General features: G+C 74.3%; 17 protein-coding genes. 5 read left to right on the top strand and 12 right to left on the bottom strand.

The window, feature by feature from the left end; all coding sequences use genetic code 11:
• Positions 1-102: 102 nt before the first annotated feature.
• From ACIBNE_RS35930 to ACIBNE_RS35910, 5 genes are all read right to left on the bottom strand, one after another.
• Positions 103-186 carry a putative leader peptide gene (locus ACIBNE_RS35930; protein WP_399279402.1) on the bottom strand — a complete coding sequence of 28 codons (84 nt, stop codon included), beginning with the start codon at positions 184-186 and terminating at the stop codon, positions 103-105.
• A gap of 106 nt (positions 187-292) precedes the next feature.
• Positions 293-874, bottom strand: coding sequence for a GNAT family N-acetyltransferase (locus ACIBNE_RS35925; protein ID WP_399279278.1), 582 nt, complete (start codon positions 872-874; stop codon positions 293-295).
• Between the two features lie 13 nt (positions 875-887).
• Positions 888-4,799, bottom strand: coding sequence for an ATP-binding protein (locus ACIBNE_RS35920; RefSeq protein ID WP_399279276.1), 3,912 nt, complete (start codon positions 4,797-4,799; stop codon positions 888-890).
• Positions 4,800-4,892: 93 nt separating this feature from the next.
• Positions 4,893-6,119 (bottom strand): GAF domain-containing protein, encoded by a 1,227-nt coding sequence (locus ACIBNE_RS35915; protein WP_399279274.1) that lies wholly within the window; start codon positions 6,117-6,119, stop codon positions 4,893-4,895.
• Positions 6,120-6,293: 174 nt separating this feature from the next.
• On the bottom strand, positions 6,294-7,928 hold the full coding sequence (locus ACIBNE_RS35910) for an acyl-CoA dehydrogenase family protein (protein WP_399279272.1): 1,635 nt from the start codon (positions 7,926-7,928) through the stop codon (positions 6,294-6,296).
• A gap of 17 nt (positions 7,929-7,945) precedes the next feature.
• Between ACIBNE_RS35910 and ACIBNE_RS35905 the strand changes: the two genes are divergently transcribed.
• On the top strand, positions 7,946-9,094 hold the full coding sequence (locus ACIBNE_RS35905; protein WP_399279270.1) for a YihY/virulence factor BrkB family protein: 1,149 nt from the start codon (positions 7,946-7,948) through the stop codon (positions 9,092-9,094).
• Between the two features lie 101 nt (positions 9,095-9,195).
• Positions 9,196-9,936: a helix-turn-helix domain-containing protein gene (locus ACIBNE_RS35900; protein ID WP_399279400.1), complete on the top strand. Its 741-nt coding sequence runs from the start codon at positions 9,196-9,198 to the stop codon at positions 9,934-9,936.
• On the opposite strand, the gene ACIBNE_RS35895 is transcribed toward ACIBNE_RS35900, so the two are convergent.
• The 7 genes from ACIBNE_RS35895 to ACIBNE_RS35865 form a co-directional block, all read right to left on the bottom strand.
• Positions 9,819-10,268: a VOC family protein gene (locus ACIBNE_RS35895; RefSeq protein ID WP_399279267.1), complete on the bottom strand. Its 450-nt coding sequence runs from the start codon at positions 10,266-10,268 to the stop codon at positions 9,819-9,821. The genes ACIBNE_RS35900 and ACIBNE_RS35895 overlap by 118 nt on opposite strands.
• Positions 10,269-10,442: 174 nt before the next feature.
• The gene (locus tag ACIBNE_RS35890) at positions 10,443-12,176 is read right to left on the bottom strand and encodes a hypothetical protein (RefSeq protein WP_399279265.1); all 1,734 of its coding nucleotides are present in this window, start codon (positions 12,174-12,176) and stop codon (positions 10,443-10,445) included.
• A 14-nt stretch (positions 12,177-12,190) separates the two neighbouring features.
• The gene (locus ACIBNE_RS35885; protein ID WP_399279263.1) at positions 12,191-12,730 is read right to left on the bottom strand and encodes a hypothetical protein; all 540 of its coding nucleotides are present in this window, start codon (positions 12,728-12,730) and stop codon (positions 12,191-12,193) included.
• A 214-nt stretch (positions 12,731-12,944) separates the two neighbouring features.
• Positions 12,945-13,577, bottom strand: a complete 633-nt coding sequence (locus tag ACIBNE_RS35880) for an isochorismatase family protein (RefSeq protein ID WP_399279261.1) — start codon at positions 13,575-13,577, stop codon at positions 12,945-12,947.
• 19 nt (positions 13,578-13,596) lie between these two features.
• Positions 13,597-15,252 (bottom strand): (2,3-dihydroxybenzoyl)adenylate synthase, encoded by a 1,656-nt coding sequence (locus tag ACIBNE_RS35875; RefSeq protein ID WP_399279259.1) that lies wholly within the window; start codon positions 15,250-15,252, stop codon positions 13,597-13,599.
• Positions 15,249-16,454, bottom strand: coding sequence for an isochorismate synthase DhbC (gene dhbC / locus ACIBNE_RS35870; RefSeq protein ID WP_399279257.1), 1,206 nt, complete (start codon positions 16,452-16,454; stop codon positions 15,249-15,251). Before dhbC ends, ACIBNE_RS35875 begins: the two co-directional genes overlap by 4 nt.
• A 127-nt stretch (positions 16,455-16,581) precedes the next feature.
• On the bottom strand, positions 16,582-17,421 hold the full coding sequence (locus ACIBNE_RS35865) for a 2,3-dihydro-2,3-dihydroxybenzoate dehydrogenase (RefSeq protein ID WP_399279255.1): 840 nt from the start codon (positions 17,419-17,421) through the stop codon (positions 16,582-16,584).
• A 224-nt stretch (positions 17,422-17,645) separates the two neighbouring features.
• Between ACIBNE_RS35865 and ACIBNE_RS35860 the strand changes: the two genes are divergently transcribed.
• The 3 genes from ACIBNE_RS35860 to ACIBNE_RS35850 all read left to right on the top strand — a co-directional run bounded on the left by ACIBNE_RS35860 (position 17,646) and on the right by ACIBNE_RS35850 (position 22,089).
• Positions 17,646-19,757, top strand: coding sequence for a reprolysin-like metallopeptidase (locus ACIBNE_RS35860; protein WP_399279254.1), 2,112 nt, complete (start codon positions 17,646-17,648; stop codon positions 19,755-19,757).
• Positions 19,758-19,926: 169 nt separating this feature from the next.
• Positions 19,927-20,742, top strand: coding sequence for an ABC transporter ATP-binding protein (locus ACIBNE_RS35855; protein ID WP_399279252.1), 816 nt, complete (start codon positions 19,927-19,929; stop codon positions 20,740-20,742).
• 3 nt (positions 20,743-20,745) lie between these two features.
• Positions 20,746-22,089 carry an FtsX-like permease family protein gene (locus ACIBNE_RS35850; protein ID WP_399279250.1) on the top strand — a complete coding sequence of 448 codons (1,344 nt, stop codon included), beginning with the start codon at positions 20,746-20,748 and terminating at the stop codon, positions 22,087-22,089.
• The last annotated feature ends 158 nt before the right edge of the window (positions 22,090-22,247 follow it).

The following is a 22,247-nucleotide window of genomic DNA, read 5'->3' as shown; positions in this document are numbered from 1 at the left end:
GGAGGGCGGCTCTGACCTGCACACTCGCGGAAAAGGGCGTGGCGGTGCGCAGGGAGGGAGGAAGGTGGGGACGGTACGGGACCGATCGGCGGTGCTGTGCTGTCAGCTCGCCGGACAGATGGCGCTGGACATGCGGCCGAGGTCGACGTGCCGTCGACTCACCAAGGCATTTCCAGTTCGATCCATGGCGGAAGCGTGGCACGTGGAGTTCTGGCCAGTCCACCACTATCCAAAATGTGGACCACACCGTCCCGAAGGGTGAAACGGTGTGGTCCGGATCACGTTCGGACGGTCAGGCTCCGGGCCACGGTCCGGGCGTCGCCAGCTCCGGCTCCTCCTCGCTCTTCGTGTCGAAGAGCCGGAAACCGCGCCGCTCGTAGTTGGCCATGGCGTGCTCCCCGTCCTTGGAGCAGGTGTGCACCCAGACGCGTCGCGTCGACTCGCGCCCCGGCCAGCGCTCCGCGAGGTCCCAGGCGCGGGCGGTGCCGTACGAGAGGAGGTGCCCGCCGATCCGGCGCCCCCGGAAGGCCGGAATCAGCCCGAAGTACATGATCTCCACGGTCCCGTCGTCCTGCGGGTCCAGCTCCACGTACCCGGCGGGGGTGCCCCGCCAGTACGCCACCCAGGTCTCCACACCGGGCCGCTCCAGCACCTTCCGCCACTCGTCGTGCGTCAGCGAGAGCCGGTCGTGCCACTGGATGTCGCCGCCCACGGAGGCGTACAGGAACCGGCTGAACTCGGGGGAGGGGACCTCGGCCCGGACGATCCGCAGCTCGTCGCCCTCGGGCGCGGGGGAGGGGCGCAGGTCGCCGGGGGAGGTCTGCTCCAGCGACCAGGTGGTCACGGTGATGGTGCGGTTGGTGCGGTTGCTCATGTGCGACAGGGAATCATGGAGCGGCGGGGGGCCGCGCGAGGGGGATGAGGGGGAGGGCGTCGCGGACGGCCCGCACGGGGTCGACGGTGGGGATGCCGAGCCGGGTGAGCCAGGAGTGGACGCGGCGGACGGGCTCGTGCATGGTGTGGGCGCGGTCCAGGAGGTCGCTGAAGGTGACGTGGTCGGAGGCCGTCAGCAGCAGTGTGCGCCGACCCGACAGCAGCGTCAGCGCGTTCGGGTAGGAGAGCCCTTCCGGCAGCCGGGAGCACGACAGCTCGATGCCCCAGTCGGTCAGCCTGGCCGCGATCTCCTCCGGATCGGCGAACAGGTTCCGCGCGGCGGCCAGGACGTGCGCGAACGGGAACGGGTCTGCCGTCGTCACTCCGTGCCAGTCGAGCGGACCCCCTTCCTGGAACAGCGTGGCGTCGAGCGGGTGCTCCACCGTCGGCCCGCGCAGCGGAACGTCGATGCCGTAGGCGCCCAGCCGCGCCGTGACGTCGCGCAGGGGCATGCCCAGGCGCGCGGCCGCCGCCAGCGGGTGCGCGTACGGCACGGGGTGCCCGGGGCGCAGCGGCGGGTCGAGGGACACGAAGGGGTCCGGGCGACCGGCCAGCAGCTCCGAGTCGTACGGCTCGGGGGCATCGGGAAACGGCTCGGGCGGCACGAACCCCAGCTCCGCGAAGCGCGCCATGGCCTCGGCCGGAGTGACGCGCCACTGCTCGGCGGCGGCCAGGACGTGGCCCGGCGGCACGGGGGCCGACCGGGAGAGCCACTGCCCGGGGGCGCCGGGTTTTTCGTGGAGCGGTCCGGAGAACTCCGGACGGGGACGCTCGGGCAGCCCGTTGCCGCTCGCCACCAGGCCGCAGCGCTCCAACCGTGCGACCAGTTCGGGCACGGGGATTCCCGCCTCGGCGGAGAGGGAAGCGAGCTGACCCGGATGGACGGTCGCCCCGGGGGCGAACCACGGGCAGGGCGACCCCGTCAGGTAGTCGAGGAGGAAGCGGTCCCGCTCGACGGCGGCAGCGGTCGCGCAGACGTCCTCCCGCACTTCCCCGCCCGCCTCGCGCAGCCGGGCGACGACGTCGGCGACCGCCGTGCCGGTCCACGCGGCGTCCCGCACGATGGCGGAGACGTCGGGCACGCCGAGCGCCATCCGTACGTCACTGAGGGCGAGATGGCCGTTCGCCGGGGGGACGGAGGCGTCGGGGAACGCTTCGGGAGGCAGTGCGGGAAGCCCCAGCAGCGCCGCACGCGAGGCGACCTCACGGGGCGTCCGGCCCAGGTCGAGAGCGCAGTCGAGCACATCCAGTCCGGATCCGTCGTCCCCGCGGTCCCAGCGCGTGCCCGACAGCGAGGTGAGGAGGGTCTGGTCCGAGGGGAGCGCGGGAAGAACCGGACCCACCGCGTCCAACTCCGGGCACAATTCGGCCAGTTCCGACAGCGCGGGATGCGGCCGGTGCGCCAGTTGCCGCCAGAGCAGGATGTGGTCGGGAACGGAGAAGTCGTGGAGGGGCGGTCCCGACCGATGTCGCGTCGGGCGGTACGTGGGGTGGAGTTTCGGCCGGGCGAGCAGCAGGTCCGCGGGCAGGACCCCCGTGCGCGCGATGCGGAACAGCTCGGCATCGTGGCGCAGCGTGCGGTCCTTCGTGATGCACTCGATCGCGATCAGGTCCGCCAGCGGCGCGTTGTCTTCGGCGATCTCGCACAGCCAACCGAAGTCGAGCAGCCCCCCGCCGTGCGCGACCAAGTGCCCCACGGCCCCCGCCAGCAGGCCGTGCAGCGTCCCGCGCAGGTCGTCCAGGACCTCCGTCCGGTCCGCGGACAGCCGCTCCGGCGCGAAAGCGCCCGACAGGTTCACGACCGCGCCGGCCAGCCCCGACCCCGCGGGCGTCAGCACTCCGCCGCGCGTCGACGGGCGGACGACCAGGCCGTCCACGAGCAGTCCGCCGCCGCCCTCGCACCAGACGACCTGCGTTCCTTCGGGCGCGTCCGGCCAGGGCAGCAGCTGGCGGTGCGCGTTCAGCCCGAACCACTCGCCGGGCGGCCGTTCCCTCGGGCGCAGCGTGCCCGGCTCCCACGTCGCGCACCTCCCGCCGTGCCGCGCCTCCGTGGGGAACTCCGCGATGCCGAGCAGCCGTGCCAGCACGTCGGGAGAGGACCAGCCCTCCTCCACTTCGCGCAAGTACAGCCGCACCACCGTCCCCGGCGCCTCTCCGCGCTCCGCCTTCCGCGCGATCCGGAACAGGTGTCCCGGCCCGAAGACCGCCGCCTCCAGCACCGGACCCGGCATCCCGTCCCGCCCCATCCGGCACGTCGTCACGCGGATCTCGTCCGCCAGCATGAAGTAGCTCAACACGCCTATGCCGAAACGGCTGTTGGGGTGGAGCGTGACGGGCGGGTCGAGGCGCTCCCACTCCGCCCGCTCCTCCCGGAAGTCCTGCTGCTCCGCGAACCGCGCCCCCGCGTTCGAGAACACCCCCCGCAGCTCCGCCTCGCCCATCCCGATGCCGTCGTCACGGCACTCCAGGTACTCGCGGCCGTCCTCGTCCGTCTCCTGGACGAACGAGACGCGGCCCTCGTACGCGTACGACGCGCCCGGCGACGTACGGTCCAGGTACTCCGTCCTCGCCCTGCGGTACCGGCACGCGTCCAGCGCGTTCTGGTACAGCTCGCGCACCGCCAGGTCCCGGTCCTTGTAGAGCTGCACGCCCATCAGCAGCTCCCGCACCCGCCGCTCGTCCAGCCGGAAGCCCGCCCAGCCGGTGAACGTGCCCTCCGCCGGGCCGACCCCGTCCGCGGAGAGCCGGTCGGGCAGCGGCGGCATCGGGTGGTTGACGCGCGAGCGGGCCGTCCGGCTCACCGCGTGCAGCAGCTCGTCCGCGCGCACCACGTACGCCCGCAGCCCCTCGACCACCGCCTCGTGCGCGCACCGTGCCCGCAGGACGGGCAGTTCGGACGTGCCGCCCCAGCTCGACTCCGCCAGCGTCCGGCGCAGGCCGTCCAGGTCCACCGGGTTCGGGATGCCCAGGTGGTCCGCCACGACGTCCGGCAGCGCGGTCGCCTCGACGGACGCCGCGTACGCCAGCGCGGCCAGCAGCACCAGGCGTTGCTCGCGCACGCGCTGGTGGCCGGGACCGCGCAGCCGCTCGTCCGCCGCGAGCCCCTCCAGGAACTCCGCGTTGCACACGTCGGGGCCCCGTCGCAGCCCGTTCAGCAGCCTGCTCACCCGGGAGGGCGCCAGCACCTCGCCCAGCGCGGCGGCCGGATCGCCGACCGCGCCGAGCAGTTCGGTGACCGCGGGGACGTCCGCGTAGCCCCCGTGCCGGGCCAGCCAGCGGTGGAACAGCCACCAGCCGATCGCCGCCCCGCCCTCGGGGCGCAGCAGCGCGCGCTGGACGAGCAGCCTGTGCTCGTCGGCGTACGCCTCGAAGGAGACCCGCTCCCGGCCCGCGCCCGGCACGGGGCCCAGGCGCCACGGTTCGACGGCCGCGTGCGCCACGGCGCACCGCAGCGTCTGGACGCGGTACAGGAAGGGCAGGAGCGCGAGGAGGGCGGCCTCGGCCGGGTAGAGGTCCGGCGCGCGGTCCCGGTCGGGCTCGCCCAGCACCCACTCGACGCGCTCCGCGAAGCGCGCCGCGAACTGCGGTTCCTGCCAGGGGTCTTCGGCGAGCCGCCCCTCGGCCTCGTCACGGAGAGCGGCGAGCCGCGCGGCCGCCCGCGCCGCGCGCTGCCGCCAGGGGGCCGTGTCCCGGCCCGCCGGAACGTGCTGCCACACGCCCGAGTCCCGCACCGACTCGATCCAGACGTCGGCGGGTTCGTGCCCCTCGGGCGCGCACCCCACGTTCAGCTGGTGGACGGGACCGGAGATCTGGACGAGCGAGTGCACCGTACTGTCGCTGACGGCATTGCTGTTGGACTGCTCCACGGCGCCTCGCTCCCGGTCAAAGACGTCCCCGCGCCGCCCCTGTGCGCGGAGCAAAAGGATAGGGAACGCCCCCCGGCCCGGGGTCCGGCTTCGTCAGACTCCGAAGTCCCCGACCACCTCGACCTCGACCCCCTCCAGGAAGCGGTAGGGGCGGTGCGTCAGGACGCCCGTGAAGTTCCGCCGCAGCCGCGACATCTCGGCCCGCACGGTCACCGTCCGCGTCGGATCGCCGAACAGCTGCTGCGCCAGCTGCGCCGCCGTGCGCCCGCCGGGGTGCGACGCCAGGACGTACAGCAGCTCGGCGTGGCGCGGCGTGAGGTCCTGGGTCCAGCTGCCCGTGCGGCCCGTCACCGTCACCGTCGCCCCGGGGGAACGGCGCAGGTCCAGCGTGACGCGCTGCGGCGCCCGCTCGGGAGGGGCGGACTCAGCGGGGCGCAGCAGCCAGCCGCCCGGCAGCGGCTCCACCTCGCAGCTGCCCAGCGTCGGCAGCCACACCCGGCCGGCCCCCAGCGTCTTGGGCAGTGCGAGCCGACCGCCCGGCGGCATGCCGATCACCGCGGCGGGCCAGCCCCTGGTGTCCACCGCGAGCGCCCGCCCCGACAGCCGGGCCAGCACCGGCGCGGCCACGGTCCGCAGCCGTTCCAGCTCCACGAAGTGCTCGTTGCGCAGCTCCGCCTCGGCCAGCCGGGTCACCGAGCGGACCAGGGCGAGCGTCGCCGGGTGCATCGTCGTCGGCGGGCCGCTCACGTCCACGACCCCGAGCACCCGCCCGTCGCGCGGATCGGTCACCGGCGCGCCCGCGCACGTCCACGCGTGGTGCGTGGCGACGAAGTGCTCGGCGGAGTGCACCTGCACGGGGCGGCCCGCCACCAGCGGCGTGCCGATGCCGTTCGTGCCGACGACGCTCTCGCTCCAGTCGGCGCCCGGCGCGAAGCCGTGCGCGTCGGCCTTCCGCAGCACCGCGGAATGGCCCTCGCGCCACAGCACGCGCCCGTCGGTGTCCGCGACGACCATGATGTGCTGCACGGCGTCCGCGATCTCCACCAGGCCCTCGCGCAGCAGGGGCAGCACGTCCCGCAGCGGCGAGAGCCTGCGCCGCTCCTCCAGCTCGGCGAGCGAGAGCATGCCCGCCCTGCGGTCGCGGTCCGGGTCGATGCCGCGCCGCAGCATGCGCTCCCAGGACTCGCCGATGTCGGCGCGCGGCTCGACGCGGGGGCGCTCGCCCGCCAGCGTGGCGTCGCGCATCCCCCGCAGCAGCCGGGCGGCCTCGGCCGTGTCCATCGACCCGAGACGCGCCATGTCGAGCGGTGTGTTCCGCATGGGGGCCTCCCTTCGACCCGAACAGCTGACCCGGTCTTGCAACCCTCTGCAACCCTCGCGGACAGTCGTGCGGCTGTACGAGGGTGGCAACACGCCGGTTCGCCGGCATGCGTAGGGGGTGGTGCCGTGTCGGCGCAGCACCACCCCCGACTTGCGCCCGGGGACCCGGACCCGTCAGAGGGCGACCCGCGCCCGCTCCACCACCGCCCCCAGATCGAGCGTGGCAGGAAGCGTACCGAAGGCCCCGCCCCAGTCCCCGCCGAGCCGTGACGCGCAGAACGCGTCCGCCACCTGTGACGGCGCGAAGCGCACCAGCAGCGAGCCCTGGAGCACCAGCGCCATGCGCTCGACCAGCCGCCGCGCCCGCGCCTCGATCCCCGACAGGTCGGCCAGCTCCGTCAGCAGGTCCTTCACCGCGCCGTCGAGACGGTGGTCGGCGCCCCGCGCCAGGCCGACCTCCCGCAGGAACGCGTCCAGCGCGCCCGGCTCCCGCTGGAGCGCCCGCAGCACGTCCAGCGCCTGGACGTTGCCCGAGCCCTCCCAGATGGAGTTGAGCGGCGCCTCGCGCAGCAGCCTGGGCATCCCCGACTCCTCCACGTAGCCGTTGCCCCCCAGACACTCCAGCGCCTCGCCCGCCAGCGGCGTGCACCGCTTGGTCACCCAGTACTTCGCGGCGGGCACCGCGAGCCGCAGCAGCGCCCGCTCCCCTTCGGTGCCCGCGTCGCAGGCCGCCGCCAGCCGCACCGCCAGGACCGTCGCGGCCTCCGACTCCAGCGCCAGATCGGCCAGCACGTTGCGCATCAGCGGCTTCTCGATGAGCACCCCGCCGAACGCGCTGCGGTGCGCGGCGTGGTGCACCGCCTGCGCCACCGCCTGGCGCATCAGCGCCGCCGAGCCCAGCACGCAGTCCAGCCGGGTCGCCGCCACCATCTCGATGATGGTGCGCACCCCGCGCCCCTCGTCGCCGACCCGGCGCGCCCACGTCCCGTCGAACTCCACCTCGCTGGAGGCGTTCGACCTGTTGCCGAGCTTGTCCTTGAGGCGCTGGATCGCGAAGGCGTTGCGCGAACCGTCGGGAAGCACCCGGGGCACCAGGAAGCAGGTCAGACCGCCCGGAGCCTGGGCGAGCACCAGGAAACCGTCGGACATCGGTGCGGAACAGAACCACTTGTGCCCGGTCAGCACGTACTCGCCGGCCGCCCCGAGCGGCACGGCCGCCGTGGTGTTCGCCCGTACGTCGCTGCCGCCCTGCTTCTCCGTCATGCCCATTCCGAAGAGCACCCCGGGCTTCTCGGCGGCGGGCCGCAGCCCCGGCTCGTACACCTGGGACGTGAGCCTGGGCTCCCACTCGGCGGCGAGCGCCGGGTCGGCGCGCAGCGCGGGCACCGCCGCGTGCGTCATCGACAGCGGGCAGCCGTGCCCGCCCTCGACCTGCGTCCACACCAGGAAGCCCGCCGCCCTGCGGACGTGCCCGCCGGGCCTGCCCCAGGCGTTCGTGAGGCCCGCCGCCACGGCCTTGCCGAGCAGGCGGTGCCAGGAGGGATGGAAGTCGACCTCGTCGATCCGGTTCCCGTAGCGGTCGTGCGTGCGGAGTTCCGGCGGGTTCCCGTTGGCCAGGAACCCCCACTCCTGGGCCTGGGCGGAACCGGCGGACGCGCCGAGCAGGGAGAGCTCGTCCCGCGCCCCCGCGAGGAGTTCGGGGGCCAGGTGCCGCTCGACCGCCTCGCTCAGCACGCGGTCCGCGGCGAAGACGTCGTATCCCACCAGGGGAGGTACCTGGTTGGTCACTGTGTGGGTGGTGGCTGCCATGCCGATACGGTAAAGAGGTGCAGGCAGCAAATGAAACACCCGAGCGGCCTCCGGGCCGACTCCACCGGGCCCGAGTCCTCTACCGCAACGTCTCCAAGCGGAAGATGGCCTGGCTGCTGCTGAAGGACACGGTCAATTCGTGCATCGAGTACCGCATCCTGGGCCTCGCGGCCGAGGCGGCGTTCTTCACGCTGCTCTCGCTGCCGCCGCTGCTCCTCAGCCTGATCGGCCTCCTCGGCCACGTCGACGCGTGGACCAGCGCGGGCACCGTCGCCTCCATCGAGGAGAACATCCTCAGGGCGGCGGAAACGGTCCTCTCCGACCGGGGCGTCAACGACTTCGCCAGACCCCTGCTCGACGACGTCACGCACGGCGCGAGTCCCGACATCATCTCCATCGGCTTCGTGATCGCCCTGTGGTCCGGGTCCCGGGCGGTGAACGTCTTCATCGACACCATCACCGTGATGTACGGCCTCGACGGCCACCGGGGCATCGTCAAGACCCGGCTGCTGGCGTTCCTGCTCTATCTGATCGCGCTGGTGATCGGGGCCGTGGTGCTGCCGCTGCTCGTCATCGGGCCCGACCAGCTGGTGGCCTGGGTGCCCTGGGGCACGGACGTCGTCGCGGTCCTCTACTGGCCCGTCGTCATCCTGCTCTCGGTCGCCTTCCTCACCACGCTCTACCACGTGTCGGTGCCGGTGCGCTCGCCGTGGATCGAGGACGTGCCGGGCTCGCTGGTGGCGCTCGGGATGTGGGCGCTGGGCAGCGTCCTGCTGCGGGTCTACCTCACGAGCACGGTCGAGGGCCCGACGATCTACGGATCGCTCGCCGCGCCCATCGCCGTGCTGCTGTGGATCGGCATCTCCGCCTTCGCGGTCCTGGTGGGCGCCGCGGTGAACGCGGCGATCGACCGGGTCTGGCCCTCGGTCGCCACGGCCGCGGCCCGCGCCGCGAACGACCTCGTGCGCACCGCGCACGCCGCCGAGATAGTGGCCCGCGCGGAGGCGGCGAAGGCGGCGGAGGTGCCGGGCGATGCCTACGACCCGGACGACGCGGACATGCCGTCGGAGTTCCCCGAGCGCTGGTCCAAGTTCCTGCCGCCGGACGACGTCACGGCGCGGCTGCGGCACACCCGCAAGGCGGGGCAGCACGGGGAGCGGGAGTAGCGGGGACCGGACCCGTCCCCGCTGGACGGCGCCGCCGGGCGCGGGCCGCCTACCCTGGACGCGTGTACCAGGAGCGGGCGTCCGGGCTCGGCGGCGCCGTCATGTGGACCAAGGCGGGCGCGGGCGGCACGCCCGTGCTGCCCGACGGCTGCATGGACGTCATCTGGGCCGAAGGGCGGCTCTTCGTCGCCGGGCCCGACACCCGCGCGCACGCCGCGCCGCGGAGCGCGGAGCGGTTCGTCGGCATCCGGTTCGCGCCCGGCACGGCCCCCGCGCTGCTCGGCGTCCCCGCCCACGAACTGCGTGACCTGCGGGTGGACCTGGACGAGCTGTGGCCCGCCGCACAGGCGCACGCGCTGGCGGGCCGCGTCGGCACGGCCGCCGACCCCGTGGCGGCCCTGGAGGCGCTGATGCTGCGCCGGGCGGCCGACGCGCCGCGCCCCGACCCCGTGCTGCGCGCCGTCGCCGCCGCGCTCGCCGGGGGCGGGGCCGTGGGCGAGGTCGCGGACGCGGTGGGCCTGGGCGCCCGGCAGCTGCACCGCCGCTCGCTCGTCGCGTTCGGCTACGGCCCCAAGACGCTGGCGCGGATCCTGCGCCTCCAGCGCGCGCTCGAACTCGTACGGGCGGGAGTGCCGTACGCCGGTGCCGCGGTCGCCGCCGGCTGCACCGACCAGCCGCACCTGGCCCGCGAGATGCGCGCGCTCACGGGCCTGACGCTCACCGCCTACGCGTCCGGCGCGTCGTCCGGTGCGTCGGGCGCTGTGTCGGCAGGCGCGTCGGCCGGGGGGTTGGCCGCGAACAGCGAGACCCCGATCCCGTCCGGGTCGAGCACCACCGCGTAACGCTGCCCCCACACCGCGTCCCACGGCTTCAGGTGGCTGCGGTGGCCCGCGGCGACCAGCTCGTCGTGGACCGCGTCCACTTCGGCGGGCGACGCGCAGGCGAAGGCCAGGCCCGTCCGCTCGCCGCCCGTCGGCGGCGTCCAGCCGGGGTCGAACGAGCGCATCACCTCCTCGGTGTCCCACAGCACCCGCAGCCCGCCGGGCAGCGCGGCCTCCACGTGCGGGCCCGCGTCCCCTGCGGCGGGGACGTCGAGGCCGAGGAGCCGGTAGAAGTCGAGGGAGGCCGCCATGTCGGCGGTGACGATTCCGATGGAGTCGAAGCGTGGTTTCATGCGGGCACCGTAGGCGGGCCACGGGGCCGGGGTCTTGTACGGATCGGACACGGCGGGCAGGGGTGGGCCCGGCCCCCCCGGCCCCGGTCCCCCCCCCGGCCCCGGGTGTGCCGAAGGGCCCGGCCGGGTGCGACCGGCCGGGCCCTTCGTGGTGCGGCCGGAGCCGCGGGCCCGTCAGGCCCCGCGTCCCCTGCGGTACGCGACCCAGCCGAGGGCGAGCAGTCCCGCGGACGCGCCGGCCAGCGGCAGCGCCGTGGAGGCGCCCGTGGCGGCGAGGCTGCCACCGCTGCCGTACGCGTCCCGCGCACCGCTCCCGCCCACGGAACCCCCGCCCACGGACCCCCCATCCGTGGTGCCCCCGACGGAGCCCCCCGATGCGCCGGAGGTCCCGCTGGTCCCGGTGGCGCCCGTGGAGCCGTCCGTGGAGCCCGAGGTCCCGGACGTGTCCGAGCCGCCCGACGTGCCCGGCGAACCGGTGGAGCCGGGGCTGCCCGTCGAGCCGCCGGACTGCTGCCCGCCGTCGCTCCCCGAGCCCGTGTCCCCGTCACCGGCCGCCGCGACCTTGAGGGTCGCCGCCGCGCTGTGCGCCGTGCCCGCCTCGTTGGCGAACTCCGCGCGGAAGCGGTGCCCGTCCCGGTCGGCCTTCGCCGTGAAGGTGTACGCGGCGGCCGACTCGCCCGCCGCGTACGCCCAGGTGCGCCCGCCGTCCTTGCTCGACTGCCAGCGCACGGTCGGCGCGGGCGTGCCCGTCGCCGCCGCGGTGAACGTCACGGACTCGCCGTCCTTCACCGACCGGTCCTCGGGCTGCCCCGTGACCTTCGGGGCGGTGCGCCGCTCCAGCCGGGTCACCCTGCCCTGCGCCGGGTTGGTGACGTAGACGGCGTCGCCGCCCGGCTGGACCGCGACGCTCGCCGCGCCCAACTGCCCGTGGTTGCCGGGCAGCGGGACCGGCGCGACGGCCTGGGCGAAGTCCCCCGTGCCGTACACCGTCAGCGCGCCCGTGTTGTCGTCGCCCCCGGTGCCCGAGCCGCCGTCCTGCCAGACGACGTAGGCGCGGTGCGAGGCGCGGTCGAAGGCGGCGTCCTTCGCGTAGTCCCCGCCCTGGATGGTCTTCTTCAGGCCCAGCGCCGCGTCGAAGACGTACACCGCCTTCTGCACGCCCACCCAGACCGCGCCGGTCTCCGGGTCCGCCTCGACGAAGCCCGAGCCGTTCTCGGACGGCGCGAGCTCCACGGACGCGGTGACGGTGAACGACGCGGTGTCCACCTTGGAGAGCCGACGGCCCGTGAAGTCCGCGAACCACACGGTGTTGCGGGCCGCGTCGACCGCGAACCGCCCGCCGCCCGGCAGCGTCAGGCCGCGCACCGGGGCTCCGGTGGCCGCGTCGACCTCCGTGAGCTTGGCCCCCTGCGCCACCAGCACCGTGCCCGGCGTGACTCCGGGGCCGATGTCGGTGATCGAACTCCCGGTCAGCCAGACCCCCTTGACGGCGGCGTCGCCGTCCTTGGCGGTGCCGACGCCGCGCAGCGGGTAGTGCAGCAGGACGCCGTCGCCCGGCAGCGGGCCCGCGATGCGGGCGACGGCGGAGGGCCGCAGCGCGCCCGTGGAGCCCGGCGCCTGGGCGACCAGGCCGCGGACCCTGCCCGTGGCGGGGTCCAGGACGTGCAGCCCGCGCTCGTCCGCCTCGGTGTCGGGGTTGTCGTCCGAACCGACGTACAGCTTCCCCGACTCGGGGTGGAGCAGCACGTCGCGCGGCTTGCCCGCCGCGCCGAACTCCGCGGCCACGCCGTACGATTCGGCGCCCCGCTCCGGCCCCCCGTCGGCCAGGGCGGGGGCGCCGGACGCGGCGAGCGCGAAGGTGGCCGCCGCGAGGGCGGCCACCCGCCCGGCTCTTGCCGAGTCACTCATGAACGAGTCGCCTCTTACTGGAAGTTGACGGGAACGTGGACGTCGTACTTGCGGTTGCCCGCGTTCATGTGGTCGGCGCGCGTGACGATCGCGCACTCCACGGTGTCGCCGCAGATCTTGCCGCCGCCGAGGTCGGCCTTGACGTGGATCCGCACGCTGAAGGAGCCGCCGGGGCCGTACTTGGAGGTGTTGGGAAGGGTGCCGCCGCCCAGGTTGGAGACCCAGTGCGAGGCGCTGGTGGTGCCCGACTGGTCCTGGCCGCCGAGGCAGGGGGTGGGCTTGTTGGCACCGGGCGCGCCGTTGACCACGCAGAGGCCGACGTAGATGCCCTGGCCGGGGTTGAAGCCGCTGCCGGTGACGGTGATGTTCTGCCCGGCGGCCGTCACCGAGTCGGGGGCGGTGACCGAGAGGTTGTAGGTGGCGCCGCCGTCGGTGACCGTGCGGGTCGCGGTCGCCGCGGAGGCGGAGGAGGCGAGGGAGAGGGTGAGGCCGGCGGCCGCGAGGGCGGCGACCGTGGCGCGGGTGGCGGTGCGGGTGGTGAGGAACGTACGCATGAGAAGCACCCCTTCGTTATTAGGTAAGGCTTACCTAACTTTAATGAAGAGGTGCTTGTCAACGGCAACCAGCGCATTTCCGAAGGGAGTTGATCAGGGCCGGGCCGGGCCGTTTCCGGGCATGCCTGTGGGCCGGTGGACACCGTAGATCCACCGGCCGCACGGCGCCGCCCCGCTCAAGGCGGCCGTCTCGGGTTGTCGGCGCGCGAAGGGGTCAGTTCCCGCCGAGCGCCCGCTCGGTCGTCGTCACCACGGCGCACTTGCCCGCGGCCCAGCGCAGCGCCATCGCGTGGTCGTCCGCCGAGAAGTCGGCGACCGCGTCGGCCACCAGGAACGCCTGGACGTCCTGCATCCACGCGTCGCACGCCGTCATCATGACCCCGATGTGCGCGTACACGCCGGTGATGACCAGCTGGTCGCGGCCCTGCTCGCGCAGCTGCTCCAGCAGGTCGGTGCGGACGAAGCCGCTGTACTTCCACTTGGTCAGCACGGTGTCCGAAGGGCCGGGCGCCACCTCGTCGGCGATCGCCTCGGCGACCGGGTCGGCGGGCAGCCCCGGGCCCCAGAAGTCCTGCTGGAGGCCGCGCTCCGCGGGGCTCTGGCCGCCGGGCTGCGCGGTGTACACCACCGGGATGCCCAGCTCCTCGGCCCGCTTCTTCAACAGGGCGACGTTGGCGAGGAGTTCGGTGACCGGGGACGCCGAGCGGTCGAACGCCGAGAGGAAGTAGTTCTGGAGGTCGTGCACGAGCAGCACGGCGCGGGACGGGTCGACGGTCCAGTCGACGCGGTTCGCCGGAAGCTCCGCGGCGAGCGGCATGGGATAGGGCGCGATGGCGGGCAGGGCCATGGTGGAGTGCTGCTCCGTTTCAGTTCTCGGTGGTGGCGGGCTGGTCGCCGCGGGCCGCGGCGGCCCTGAGGTCCTTCTTGGAGATCTTGCCGACGCCGGTCTGCGGGAAGGCCGTCACGAACTCCACGCGGTCGGGCACCTTGAAGGCGGCGAGGCCCCGGCCGCGCACGAACTTCTTCACGTCGACCGCCCGCAGCGGCTCGGCGCCCTCCCGCAGGATGACGTAGGCGCAGGTGCGCTCGCCCAGGTACTCGTCCGGCTCGGCGACCACGTTCGCGTCGTGCACCGAGGGGTGGGCGAGCAGGTGGTTCTCGACCTCCTCGGCCGCGATCTTCTCGCCGCCCCGGTTGATCTGGTCCTTGGCCCGGCCCTCGACGACCAGGTGGCCGCTCCCGGTGAGCCGCACGATGTCGCCGGTCCGGTAGAAGCCGTCGGCGGTGAACGAACGCGCGTTGTGCTCCGGCGCGTTCCAGTAGCCGCGGATGGTGTACGGGCCCCGGGTCAGCAGGTGGCCCGTCGCGCCGGCCGGCAGGTCGTTGTCCTCGTCGTCGACGACCCTGATCTCGTCGTCCGGGGAGATCGGCCGCCCCTGCGTGGTGACGATCGTCTCCTCGGGGTCGTCCAGGCGCGTGTAGTTGACCAGGCCCTCGGCCATCCCGAAGACCTGCTGGAGGGTGCAGCCGAGCGCGGGCCGCACCCGGCGCGCCGCCTCCTCGCTGAACTTCGCGCCGCCGACCAGCAGCACGTCGAGGCTGCTCAGGTCGTACGGGGTCGAGGCCGCGGCCTCCGTCCACACCAGCGCCAGCGGCGGCACCAGGCCCGTGATGGTCACGCCCTCGTGCTCGATCAGCGGGAACGCGCTGTCCGGGCTGGGCGCGGGGGCGAGCACGACGCGTCCGCCCGCGTACAGCGTGCCCAGCGAACCGGGCGAGGACAGCGGGAAGTTGTGCGCGGCGGGCAGCGCCACGAGGTACACGCTGTCCGCGTCGACCCCGCAGATCTCGTTGGAGCCCCACAGCGAGTAGATGTAGTCGTCGTGGGTGCGCGGGATCAGCTTCGGCACGCCCGTGCTGCCGCCGGACAGCTGGAGGAACGCCAGGTCGCCGGGGGCGGGACCGGTCAGCTCCACCGGCTCGGCGGGCACGTCGGCCAGCGCCTCCTGGCCCTCGCGGGGCTCGCCGCCGGTCACGAACACGTGCCGCAGGGAGGGCACCTGCTCACTGACCCGGGACGCCAGCTCCCGGTAGTCGAACCCGCCGTGCCGCGCCGCGATCACGTACGCGGCGGCGCCGGTGAACTCGCAGAAGTAGCGGATCTCCGTCTCGCGGTGCGCGGGCAGCGCGAAGACCGGCAGCGCGCCGATCCGGAACAGCGCGAAGACCACCTCGAAGAACTCGGCCACGTTGGGCAGCTGTACGACGACCTTGTCGCCCGCGCCGATGCCCCGGGCGGCGAACCCGGCCGCCATCCGGTCGGCGCGCGCGTCCAGTTCGCCGTACGTCCAGCGCCGCGACTCGCCGTCGGGGCCGCCCGTCGGGTCCACGACCGCGGTGCGGTCCGGGTGGGCCGCGGCGCGCTCGCGGAGCATCCCGCCGAAGGTCTCGCCGCGCCACCAGCCCGCCGCGCGGTAGCGCTCGGCGAACTCGGCGGGGTAGCCGGGGGTCTCGGTGCTCACAGGCTGGCTCCCACGGCGCTCAGGAAGGTGCGGAACTTCGCGGCGGTCTCCGCGGTCTCGGCCTCGGGCTGCGAGGCCGAGACGATGCCCGCCCCCGCGTACAGCCGCAGGGACCGCTCCTCGGCCTCGGCGCAGCGGATCGTCACGACCCACTCGCCGTCGCCGTCGGCGTCGCCCCAGCCGACCATGCCGGTGAAGAAGCCCCGGTCGAACGGCTCGGTCTCGGCGATGACGCGGCGCGCCAGGTCGGTGGGGGTGCCGCAGACGGCGGGCGTCGGGTGCAGCGCGCAGGCCAGCTCCAGCGCGGAGGTCGCGGGGGAGGCGAGGGTGCCGGTGACGGTGGTCGACAGGTGCCACATGGTGGCGGTGCGGATCAGGGTCGGCTTCGCGGGCACGGTCAGCTCGGAGCAGTGCGGGGCGAGCGCCTGGTGCACGGCGTCCACCACCACGGCGTGCTCGTGCAGGTCCTTCGCCGACTCCAGGAGCGCGGCGGCGCGGCGGACGTCCTCGGCGAGGTCGGCGGAGCGCGGTGTGGAGCCGGCCAGCGGGTTGGCCACGACGCGGCCGCCCCGGCGCGAGACCAGCAGCTCGGGGCTGGCGCCCAGCAGGGTGCGGTCCTCGGAGGTGGGCAGCGCGAAGGTGTAGCCCGCGGGGTCGCGGCGCGCCAGGCGCTCCAGCATCCCCTGGACGTCCAGCGGCTCGGGCGAGCTGACCTCCAGGGTCCTGGCCAGCACGACCTTGCTGAACTCCCCGGCCCACATCCGGTCGACCGCGGCGGCCACCCCGGCCTCGTACCCGGCGGGCTCGGGCACCTGGCGGACGGTCAGGTCCGCGGCGTCCGGTGCCGCGGCGGGCAGCGCGACCAGCGGGTCGGCGGTGAGCGGCGGCGCGGTGCGGACCGTCTCGGGTATCGCGAGCGCGGCGGGCGCGGTGTGGTCGAAGGGGACGGCCCCGACGACCACGGGTGCGGGCTGCCCCGCGGCGCGGGCCGCTTCGAGGGCCGCCGCGACGCGCTCGTGCAGCGGCCGCTCGTCGTGCGGGACCTCGGCCCTGACGCCGTGCGCGAGCAGCGTGCGCGTCGGGGTCGCGAGGAACCTGGCGCCCGGGGTGTAGGCGTCCAGCAGCGAGGTGGCCGCGCCGATCGCCGGGTGGGCCGGGTCGGCCGCGGTGACGTGCGTGGCGACCTGGGATGCCGTCGTCACGATGGCTCCGTTTCTCATGGGTGCGTGAGTGAAGGGGTGTTCGGGACGGGGTGTGCTCGGGTGCTCGGGACGGGACGGGACGGGCCCGGGAGGCGTGGGGCGTGCGGGCGGGGCCGGGGGCGCCGGGTCAGCGGAGCGTGGCGCCGCCGTCGACGTACAGCTCCTGCATCGTGATGTGGCGCGCGCGGTCGGACGCGAGGAAGACCACGGAGTCGGCGATGTCCTGCGGATCGGCGATCCTGCCGAGCGGGATGCCGGTGCGGTACGTGGCGAGGTCGCCGTCGATGACGCGCTGCGGGGCCTGCTCGTCGGTCCACAGGGAGCGCTGCATCGCGGTGTCGGTCGAGCCGGGCGCGACGACGTTGCAGCGGATGCCGTACGGGGCGAGCTCCAGGCCCAGGCACTTGGTGAACGCGGCGGCGGCGGCCTTGGACGCGGCGTAGGCGGCCATGTTGGCGCGCGGGACGCCCGCCGCGTTGGAGCCGACGGTGACGATGCAGCCGGACGCCCGCTCGGTCATGCCCGCGCCCACCGCGCGCGAGGTGTGGAAGACGCCGGTGCTGTTCACGGCGAAGGTGAAGGCCCAGTCCTCGTCGGAGAGTTCCACGGTGGGGCCGGGGCGGAGGACTCCCGCGACGTTCACCAGGACGTCGATCGGGCCGAGGTCGGCCTCTGCCTTGGCGACGGTGTCGTCGACGGACCGCCGGTCGGTGACGTCCATCGCGTAGGCGGTGATGCCGGGGTGCTCGGCGGCCAGGCCCTCGATGCCGTCGGTGCGCAGGTCGGTGGCGGCGACGCGGGCGCCGAGCGCGGCGAAGGAGGTGGCGACCGAGGCGCCGATGCCCTGTCCGGCGCCGGTCACCAGCACCGTACGGCCGGAGAACTCGGCGGAGCCGTCCCGCGGCGCGCGGTCCGACGGGCGTCCCGGTGTCCGTTCCGATGGCTGTCCCGGTATGTGCTCCGGCATGAGCGACCTCCCCTGTCGTTAGGTGAGCCTAACCTAACTCGAAGCGGGCGCCCAGCGTCGCCCGCCCGTTGATCGTCCGCTTGCTTAGGGTAGCCTCACCTCACGCAAACGTCGCCCCCCTCATTTCGTACTTTCATGCCCGAATCCGATCTTCGTATCGTCTGTCCGCGTGACGGGGGGTCAAGAGCGGTGATCCCGCGCCCCGGGCGAGGAACCCTCCCGGCATGACCCGTTACAGACGTACGAGTGCGGTGGCGCTGGGCGCGGTGGTGCTGGGCGCCGCCGGCTTCGCTCCACAGATCTCGTCAGCAGCCGCATCGGCCCCGCAGCACCTGAGACCGGCCCAGGACTCGCGCACCGTCCAGCTCCTCGCCCCCGACGCCGAGGACGCGGGCAGCGCGGCCCCGGGCGACGCGGGCGACGCGGCGGAGGAGTTCGGCGCGGAGTACGTCCGCTCCCACACCGCCCGCATCCGCTCCGACGCGCTCGACGTCCTGTGCAAGCCCAACGCCGGGCGCGAGATCTCCTTCACGCTCTTCGACGACGTCGTCGTCCAGGCCGTCGAAGAGGGCCGGTCGGTCACCGACGGGCGCCTCGTGTGGCAGGGCACCGTCGCTGGAGCCGTCGGCCAGGACGTCCTCATCGCCCTGGAGGGCGGCTGCGACGGCACGGCCGCCAACGAGTACCTGAGCGCCCAGTTCCTGCTCGGCGGCGACGCGTACGCCATCGAGCCGATCAGCCCGGGACGGGTGAGGATCAGTCAGCTCACCCCGCTGACCGACGAGGACGAGTCCGGCCTCACCCCGCCGCCCGCGGGAATCGTGCCTCCCCCCGCGGGCGCCCCGCGCACCAAGGCCGCCGCAGGGGCCAAGCCGCCCTGCAAGAACGGCAAGAACACCGCCCTCATCGACGTCCTCGTCGGCTACACCCCCGGCGCCCTGAAGGAGGCGGGCGGCGAGAAGCAGATCCGCAGCCGCGTCGCCCAGGCCGTCGCGCTCACCAACAACGCCTTCGCCAACAGCGGCACCAAGGCCCGCGTCCGCCTCGTGCGCACCGTGCCCGTCAAGGTCGCCGCCGCGCAGGACGCCGTCACCAACACCCTGCTCAAGTCCATCGCCGACCCGCGCGACGGGGCCATGGACGAGCTGCACACCCTGCGCGACTCCACCGGCGCCGACCTCGTCTCGGTGATCGCCGCCGGCCGCGCCGCGGGCGGCCTCGGCTACGCCCCCAGGTCACCGGGCCCCTCCACCGCCAACTACGGCTTCTCGGTCACCGGCCAGAGCGCGATCGACCGCTTCTCCTTCGGCCACGAGCTCGGCCACAACCTCGGCGCCTCGCACGACCGCACCACCCAGCCCGACCAGCCGCCGCCCTACGGCGCCAACGGCTACTTCCCCAAGTCCGGCGACTGGTCGTCCCTCATGGCGTACGAGTCCGGCTGCCGCAAGTCCACCAACGGCCGCTGCAACCGCATCAACTACTTCTCCAACGCCCACATGAAGTACCGCGGCGAACCCCTCGGCGTCCCGCTCGGCAGCTCCAACGAGTCCGACACCTCCGACGTCCTGAGCGGCACCGCCAAGGCCATCGCCGCCTACCGCCCCTCGAAGATCAGCGACGCGCTCTGCTCGGTCTCCTACGGCGCCAAGCCCAAGGGCTCCGGCACCGTCAAGCCGGGACAGCCCGGCCCCTACCCGGCCGACGCCACGTCCGTCTTCACCGCCGAGGCCGTCAAGGGCTACGTCTTCGACCACTGGCTCCTGAACGGCAAGCGCGCCAAGGGCACCGCGTCCGGCATCACGCCGCCCGCGGGCAGCGACCACACCCTGATCGCGGTCTTCCGCAAGGGCACCACGCCCACCTCGACGGTGACCACGAACAAGACCGGCAGCGGCACCGTCAAGAAGGCCCCGGCCACGCGCGGCACCGAACTCGAAGGCGCCGACCTGCTCTACGAGGCCGTCCCCGCGCCCGGCTGGGACTTCTCCGGCTGGCGCCTGGACGGCAGCTACGCGGGCGACGACGACACGGTCGCGCTCGACGTCGGCACCAACGACATGGTCCTGACCGCGGAGTTCGAGAAGCGCAGGTTCACGCTGGAACTGTGCGCCGAGGGCGGCCAGGGCACCATCAAGACCTCGGAGCCCGGACCGTACTCGCAGGGCGACGTCGTCGAGGTCACCGCCACGCCCAAGCCCGGCTACGCCTTCGCCGACTGGCTGCTGGACGGCAAGCCCTACGGCGGCGACGAAGAGCGCGCCAAGGGCGAGACGGCCGTCTCCTTCGAGGACGGCAGCCACACCCTCACGGCGGTGTTCCGACCGGTCGGCTGACCGGAACCCACCGCAGGACCGGCAGGTAAACCCGACCGGGGGGTGCACTCAAGTACACCCCCCGGTCGGGTGCTTACGGCCATCGGCACGGCCGCCGACGATCCGTAGCGTCGTTCCCGTCAGCAGGACACGGCACACCACGTGCACACCGGCCCGGGAGTGGATCAGGATGTTCGGTCGCGACAGCAACAGGCGCAGCAGGAAGCACCCGCGCGGCCGCAGCGCCGGCGAGGCCCTGCGGCTCGTGTCGGTCAGCAAGGTCCACGGCGAGGGGGAGAGCGCCGTCACCGCGCTGGACGACGTCACCCTCAGCCTCCCCTCGGGGAGCTTCACCGCCGTCATGGGCCCCTCGGGCTCCGGCAAGTCGACCCTCCTCCAGTGCGCGGCGGGCCTCGACCGCCCCGACCGGGGCCAGGTCCTGGTCGACGGCGAGGAGATGACCGGCGGCAGCGAGGCCGCGCTCACCAAGTTCCGCAGGGAACGCATCGGCTTCGTCTTCCAGCAGTACAACCTCCTGCCCACCCTCACCGTCGCGCAGAACACCACCCTCCCGCTGCGCCTCGCCGGCCGCCGCGTCGACCGCGCCCGCACCGAGCGCATCCTCGCCGAGGTCGGCCTCGGCGACCGCCTCGGCCACCGGCCCGACCAGCTCTCCGGCGGCCAGCGCCAGCGCGTCGCCATCGCCCGCGCCCTGGTCACCGAGCCCGGCGTGGTCTTCGCCGACGAGCCGACCGGCGCGCTCGACACCCGCAGCGCCCGCGACGTGCTGCGCCTGCTCCAGGACTCGGTACGGGTCCACGGCACGACCGTCGTCATGGTCACCCACGACCCCGTCGCCGCCTCCTACGCCGACGCCGTGCTCTTCCTCGCCGACGGCCGCCTCGCCGGACAGCTCCTCGCCCCCAGCGCCGAGGCCGTCGCCGAGCGCATGACGCACCTCGGCGACACGGCCGCCACCCGCGACGACGCGCTGCTGGGGGTGTGAGCGGTGTTCACCCTCGCCCTGCGCTCCCTCGCCAAGCGCCCGGGACGCGCGCTCGCCACGCTGCTCTCCGCCTCCCTGGGCGCCGCGATCATCATGACGTTCAACTCGCTGTTCGACACGGCCGGCGCCCCAGGCGTGGACGACACCAGCGCCGAGACCCTGACGACCACCGCGTCCGTGGTCGGCGGCTACGGCACCCTGCTGGTCTTCTTCGCCGTCGCCTCCACCCTCACCGTCAACGTCCGCCAGCGCGCGGCGGAGATCGACCTGCTGCGGTGCAGCGGGGCGACGCCCGCACAGGTCAAGCGGATGGTCGTCGGCGAGGCCGCCGTCATCGGCCTGCTCGGCGCGCTGCTGGCGGCCGGACCCGCGATGCTGGGCGGCGCCGTGCTCCTCGACCTGTTCCAGGACAGCGGCCAGGTCGCGGGGAACGTCGACCACGCCTTCGGGCCCGTCGCCCTGTTCAGCGGCGTCGGCGTCACGCTCCTCGCCTCGGTCGGCGCCGCCTTCCTCGCGGTCCGCCGCGCCACCAGGGCCGCCGCGGGACAGGGGGCCGGGAAGCCGCGCGGCAAGGGCCGCACGTACGCCGGGTGCGCGGCGCTCGTCGCGGGCGCGGGCAGCATCCTCACCACGTTCGCCGTCGACCCCTCCCAGGAGATGCTGATGGCCTACCCCGCGTACGGCTCGATCCTGCTCTCCGTGGGCTTCGCGGTCCTCGCGCCGAGCGCGCTGGGCGGCGCGCTGGCCCGCCTCCAGGGGCCGCTCACCGCCCTGACCGGGGCGAGCGTCTACCTGACCGTGCGCAACGTCCGGCGGCGCACCGCCGAACTGGCCGCCGTCCTCATGCCGCTGATCATCTTCACCGGCGTCGCCACCGCGACCCTCTCCATGCAGGCCGTGGAGTCCGACGCGGTCAAGGCGTCCGGCCTCGCCAAGTCGATCGACGCCAAGAACCTCGAAACGCTCAACCTCGTGGTCGTCGGCATCGTCGCCGCGTTCTGCTGCATCATGCTCGTCAACAGCCTGTACGCGGCGACCTCCTACCGGGGCCGCGAGTTCGGCCAGCAGCGCCTCGCCGGGGCCACCCCCGGCCAGGTCCTGCGGACCGTCGGCTGCGAGTCCCTGCTCGTGATCGTGACCGGCGTCGCGCTGGGCACGGTCGCCGGACTCGCCGGGGCGATCCCCTTCACCGTGGTCCGCACCGACCACGTCATGCCCGGACAGGGCCCCGGCATCTGGCTCGGGACCGCGGCGGTGGCAGCGGCGGCGGTGCTGCTCACGACGCTCGGCACGGCGCGGCGGACGCTGCGCACGCCCGCGGTGGAGGCGGTGGCGGTCGCGGCCTGAGGGACCGTACGAAGACCCGCGTACGAGGGAGGGGGGGGGCGGGGCGCCCGCCCCCCCCCCCCCCCCGGCGGGGGGGCGCCCCCCCCCCCCGCCCCCGGGCCGGGGGCGGGCGGCCCCCCCCCCCCCCCCGCCCGGGCGGGCCCCCCCCCCCCCCCCCG

The organism is Streptomyces sp. NPDC050504, from assembly GCF_044458065.1.
Lineage (GTDB): Bacteria > Actinomycetota > Actinomycetes > Streptomycetales > Streptomycetaceae > Streptomyces.
The sequence above is the reverse complement of the archived record's forward strand: the minus strand, read 5'-3'. Positions and strand labels throughout refer to the sequence as shown.

Coding starts and splice junctions, on each gene's coding strand:
- ACIBNE_RS35910 (WP_399279272.1), bottom strand. CDS start 7,928: ATGGCAGCCACCACCCACACAGTGACCAACCAGGTACCTCCCCTGGTG.
- ACIBNE_RS35880 (WP_399279261.1), bottom strand. CDS start 13,577: ATGGCCCTGCCCGCCATCGCGCCCTATCCCATGCCGCTCGCCGCGGAG.
- ACIBNE_RS35855 (WP_399279252.1), top strand. CDS start 19,927: ATGTTCGGTCGCGACAGCAACAGGCGCAGCAGGAAGCACCCGCGCGGC.
- ACIBNE_RS35860 (WP_399279254.1), top strand. CDS start 17,646: ATGACCCGTTACAGACGTACGAGTGCGGTGGCGCTGGGCGCGGTGGTG.
- ACIBNE_RS35915 (WP_399279274.1), bottom strand. CDS start 6,119: ATGCGGAACACACCGCTCGACATGGCGCGTCTCGGGTCGATGGACACG.
- ACIBNE_RS35865 (WP_399279255.1), bottom strand. CDS start 17,421: ATGCCGGAGCACATACCGGGACAGCCATCGGAACGGACACCGGGACGC.
- ACIBNE_RS35890 (WP_399279265.1), bottom strand. CDS start 12,176: ATGAGTGACTCGGCAAGAGCCGGGCGGGTGGCCGCCCTCGCGGCGGCC.
- ACIBNE_RS35895 (WP_399279267.1), bottom strand. CDS start 10,268: ATGAAACCACGCTTCGACTCCATCGGAATCGTCACCGCCGACATGGCG.
- ACIBNE_RS35900 (WP_399279400.1), top strand. CDS start 9,196: ATGTGGACCAAGGCGGGCGCGGGCGGCACGCCCGTGCTGCCCGACGGC.
- ACIBNE_RS35930 (WP_399279402.1), bottom strand. CDS start 186: ATGGATCGAACTGGAAATGCCTTGGTGAGTCGACGGCACGTCGACCTC.
- ACIBNE_RS35885 (WP_399279263.1), bottom strand. CDS start 12,730: ATGCGTACGTTCCTCACCACCCGCACCGCCACCCGCGCCACGGTCGCC.
- ACIBNE_RS35925 (WP_399279278.1), bottom strand. CDS start 874: ATGAGCAACCGCACCAACCGCACCATCACCGTGACCACCTGGTCGCTG.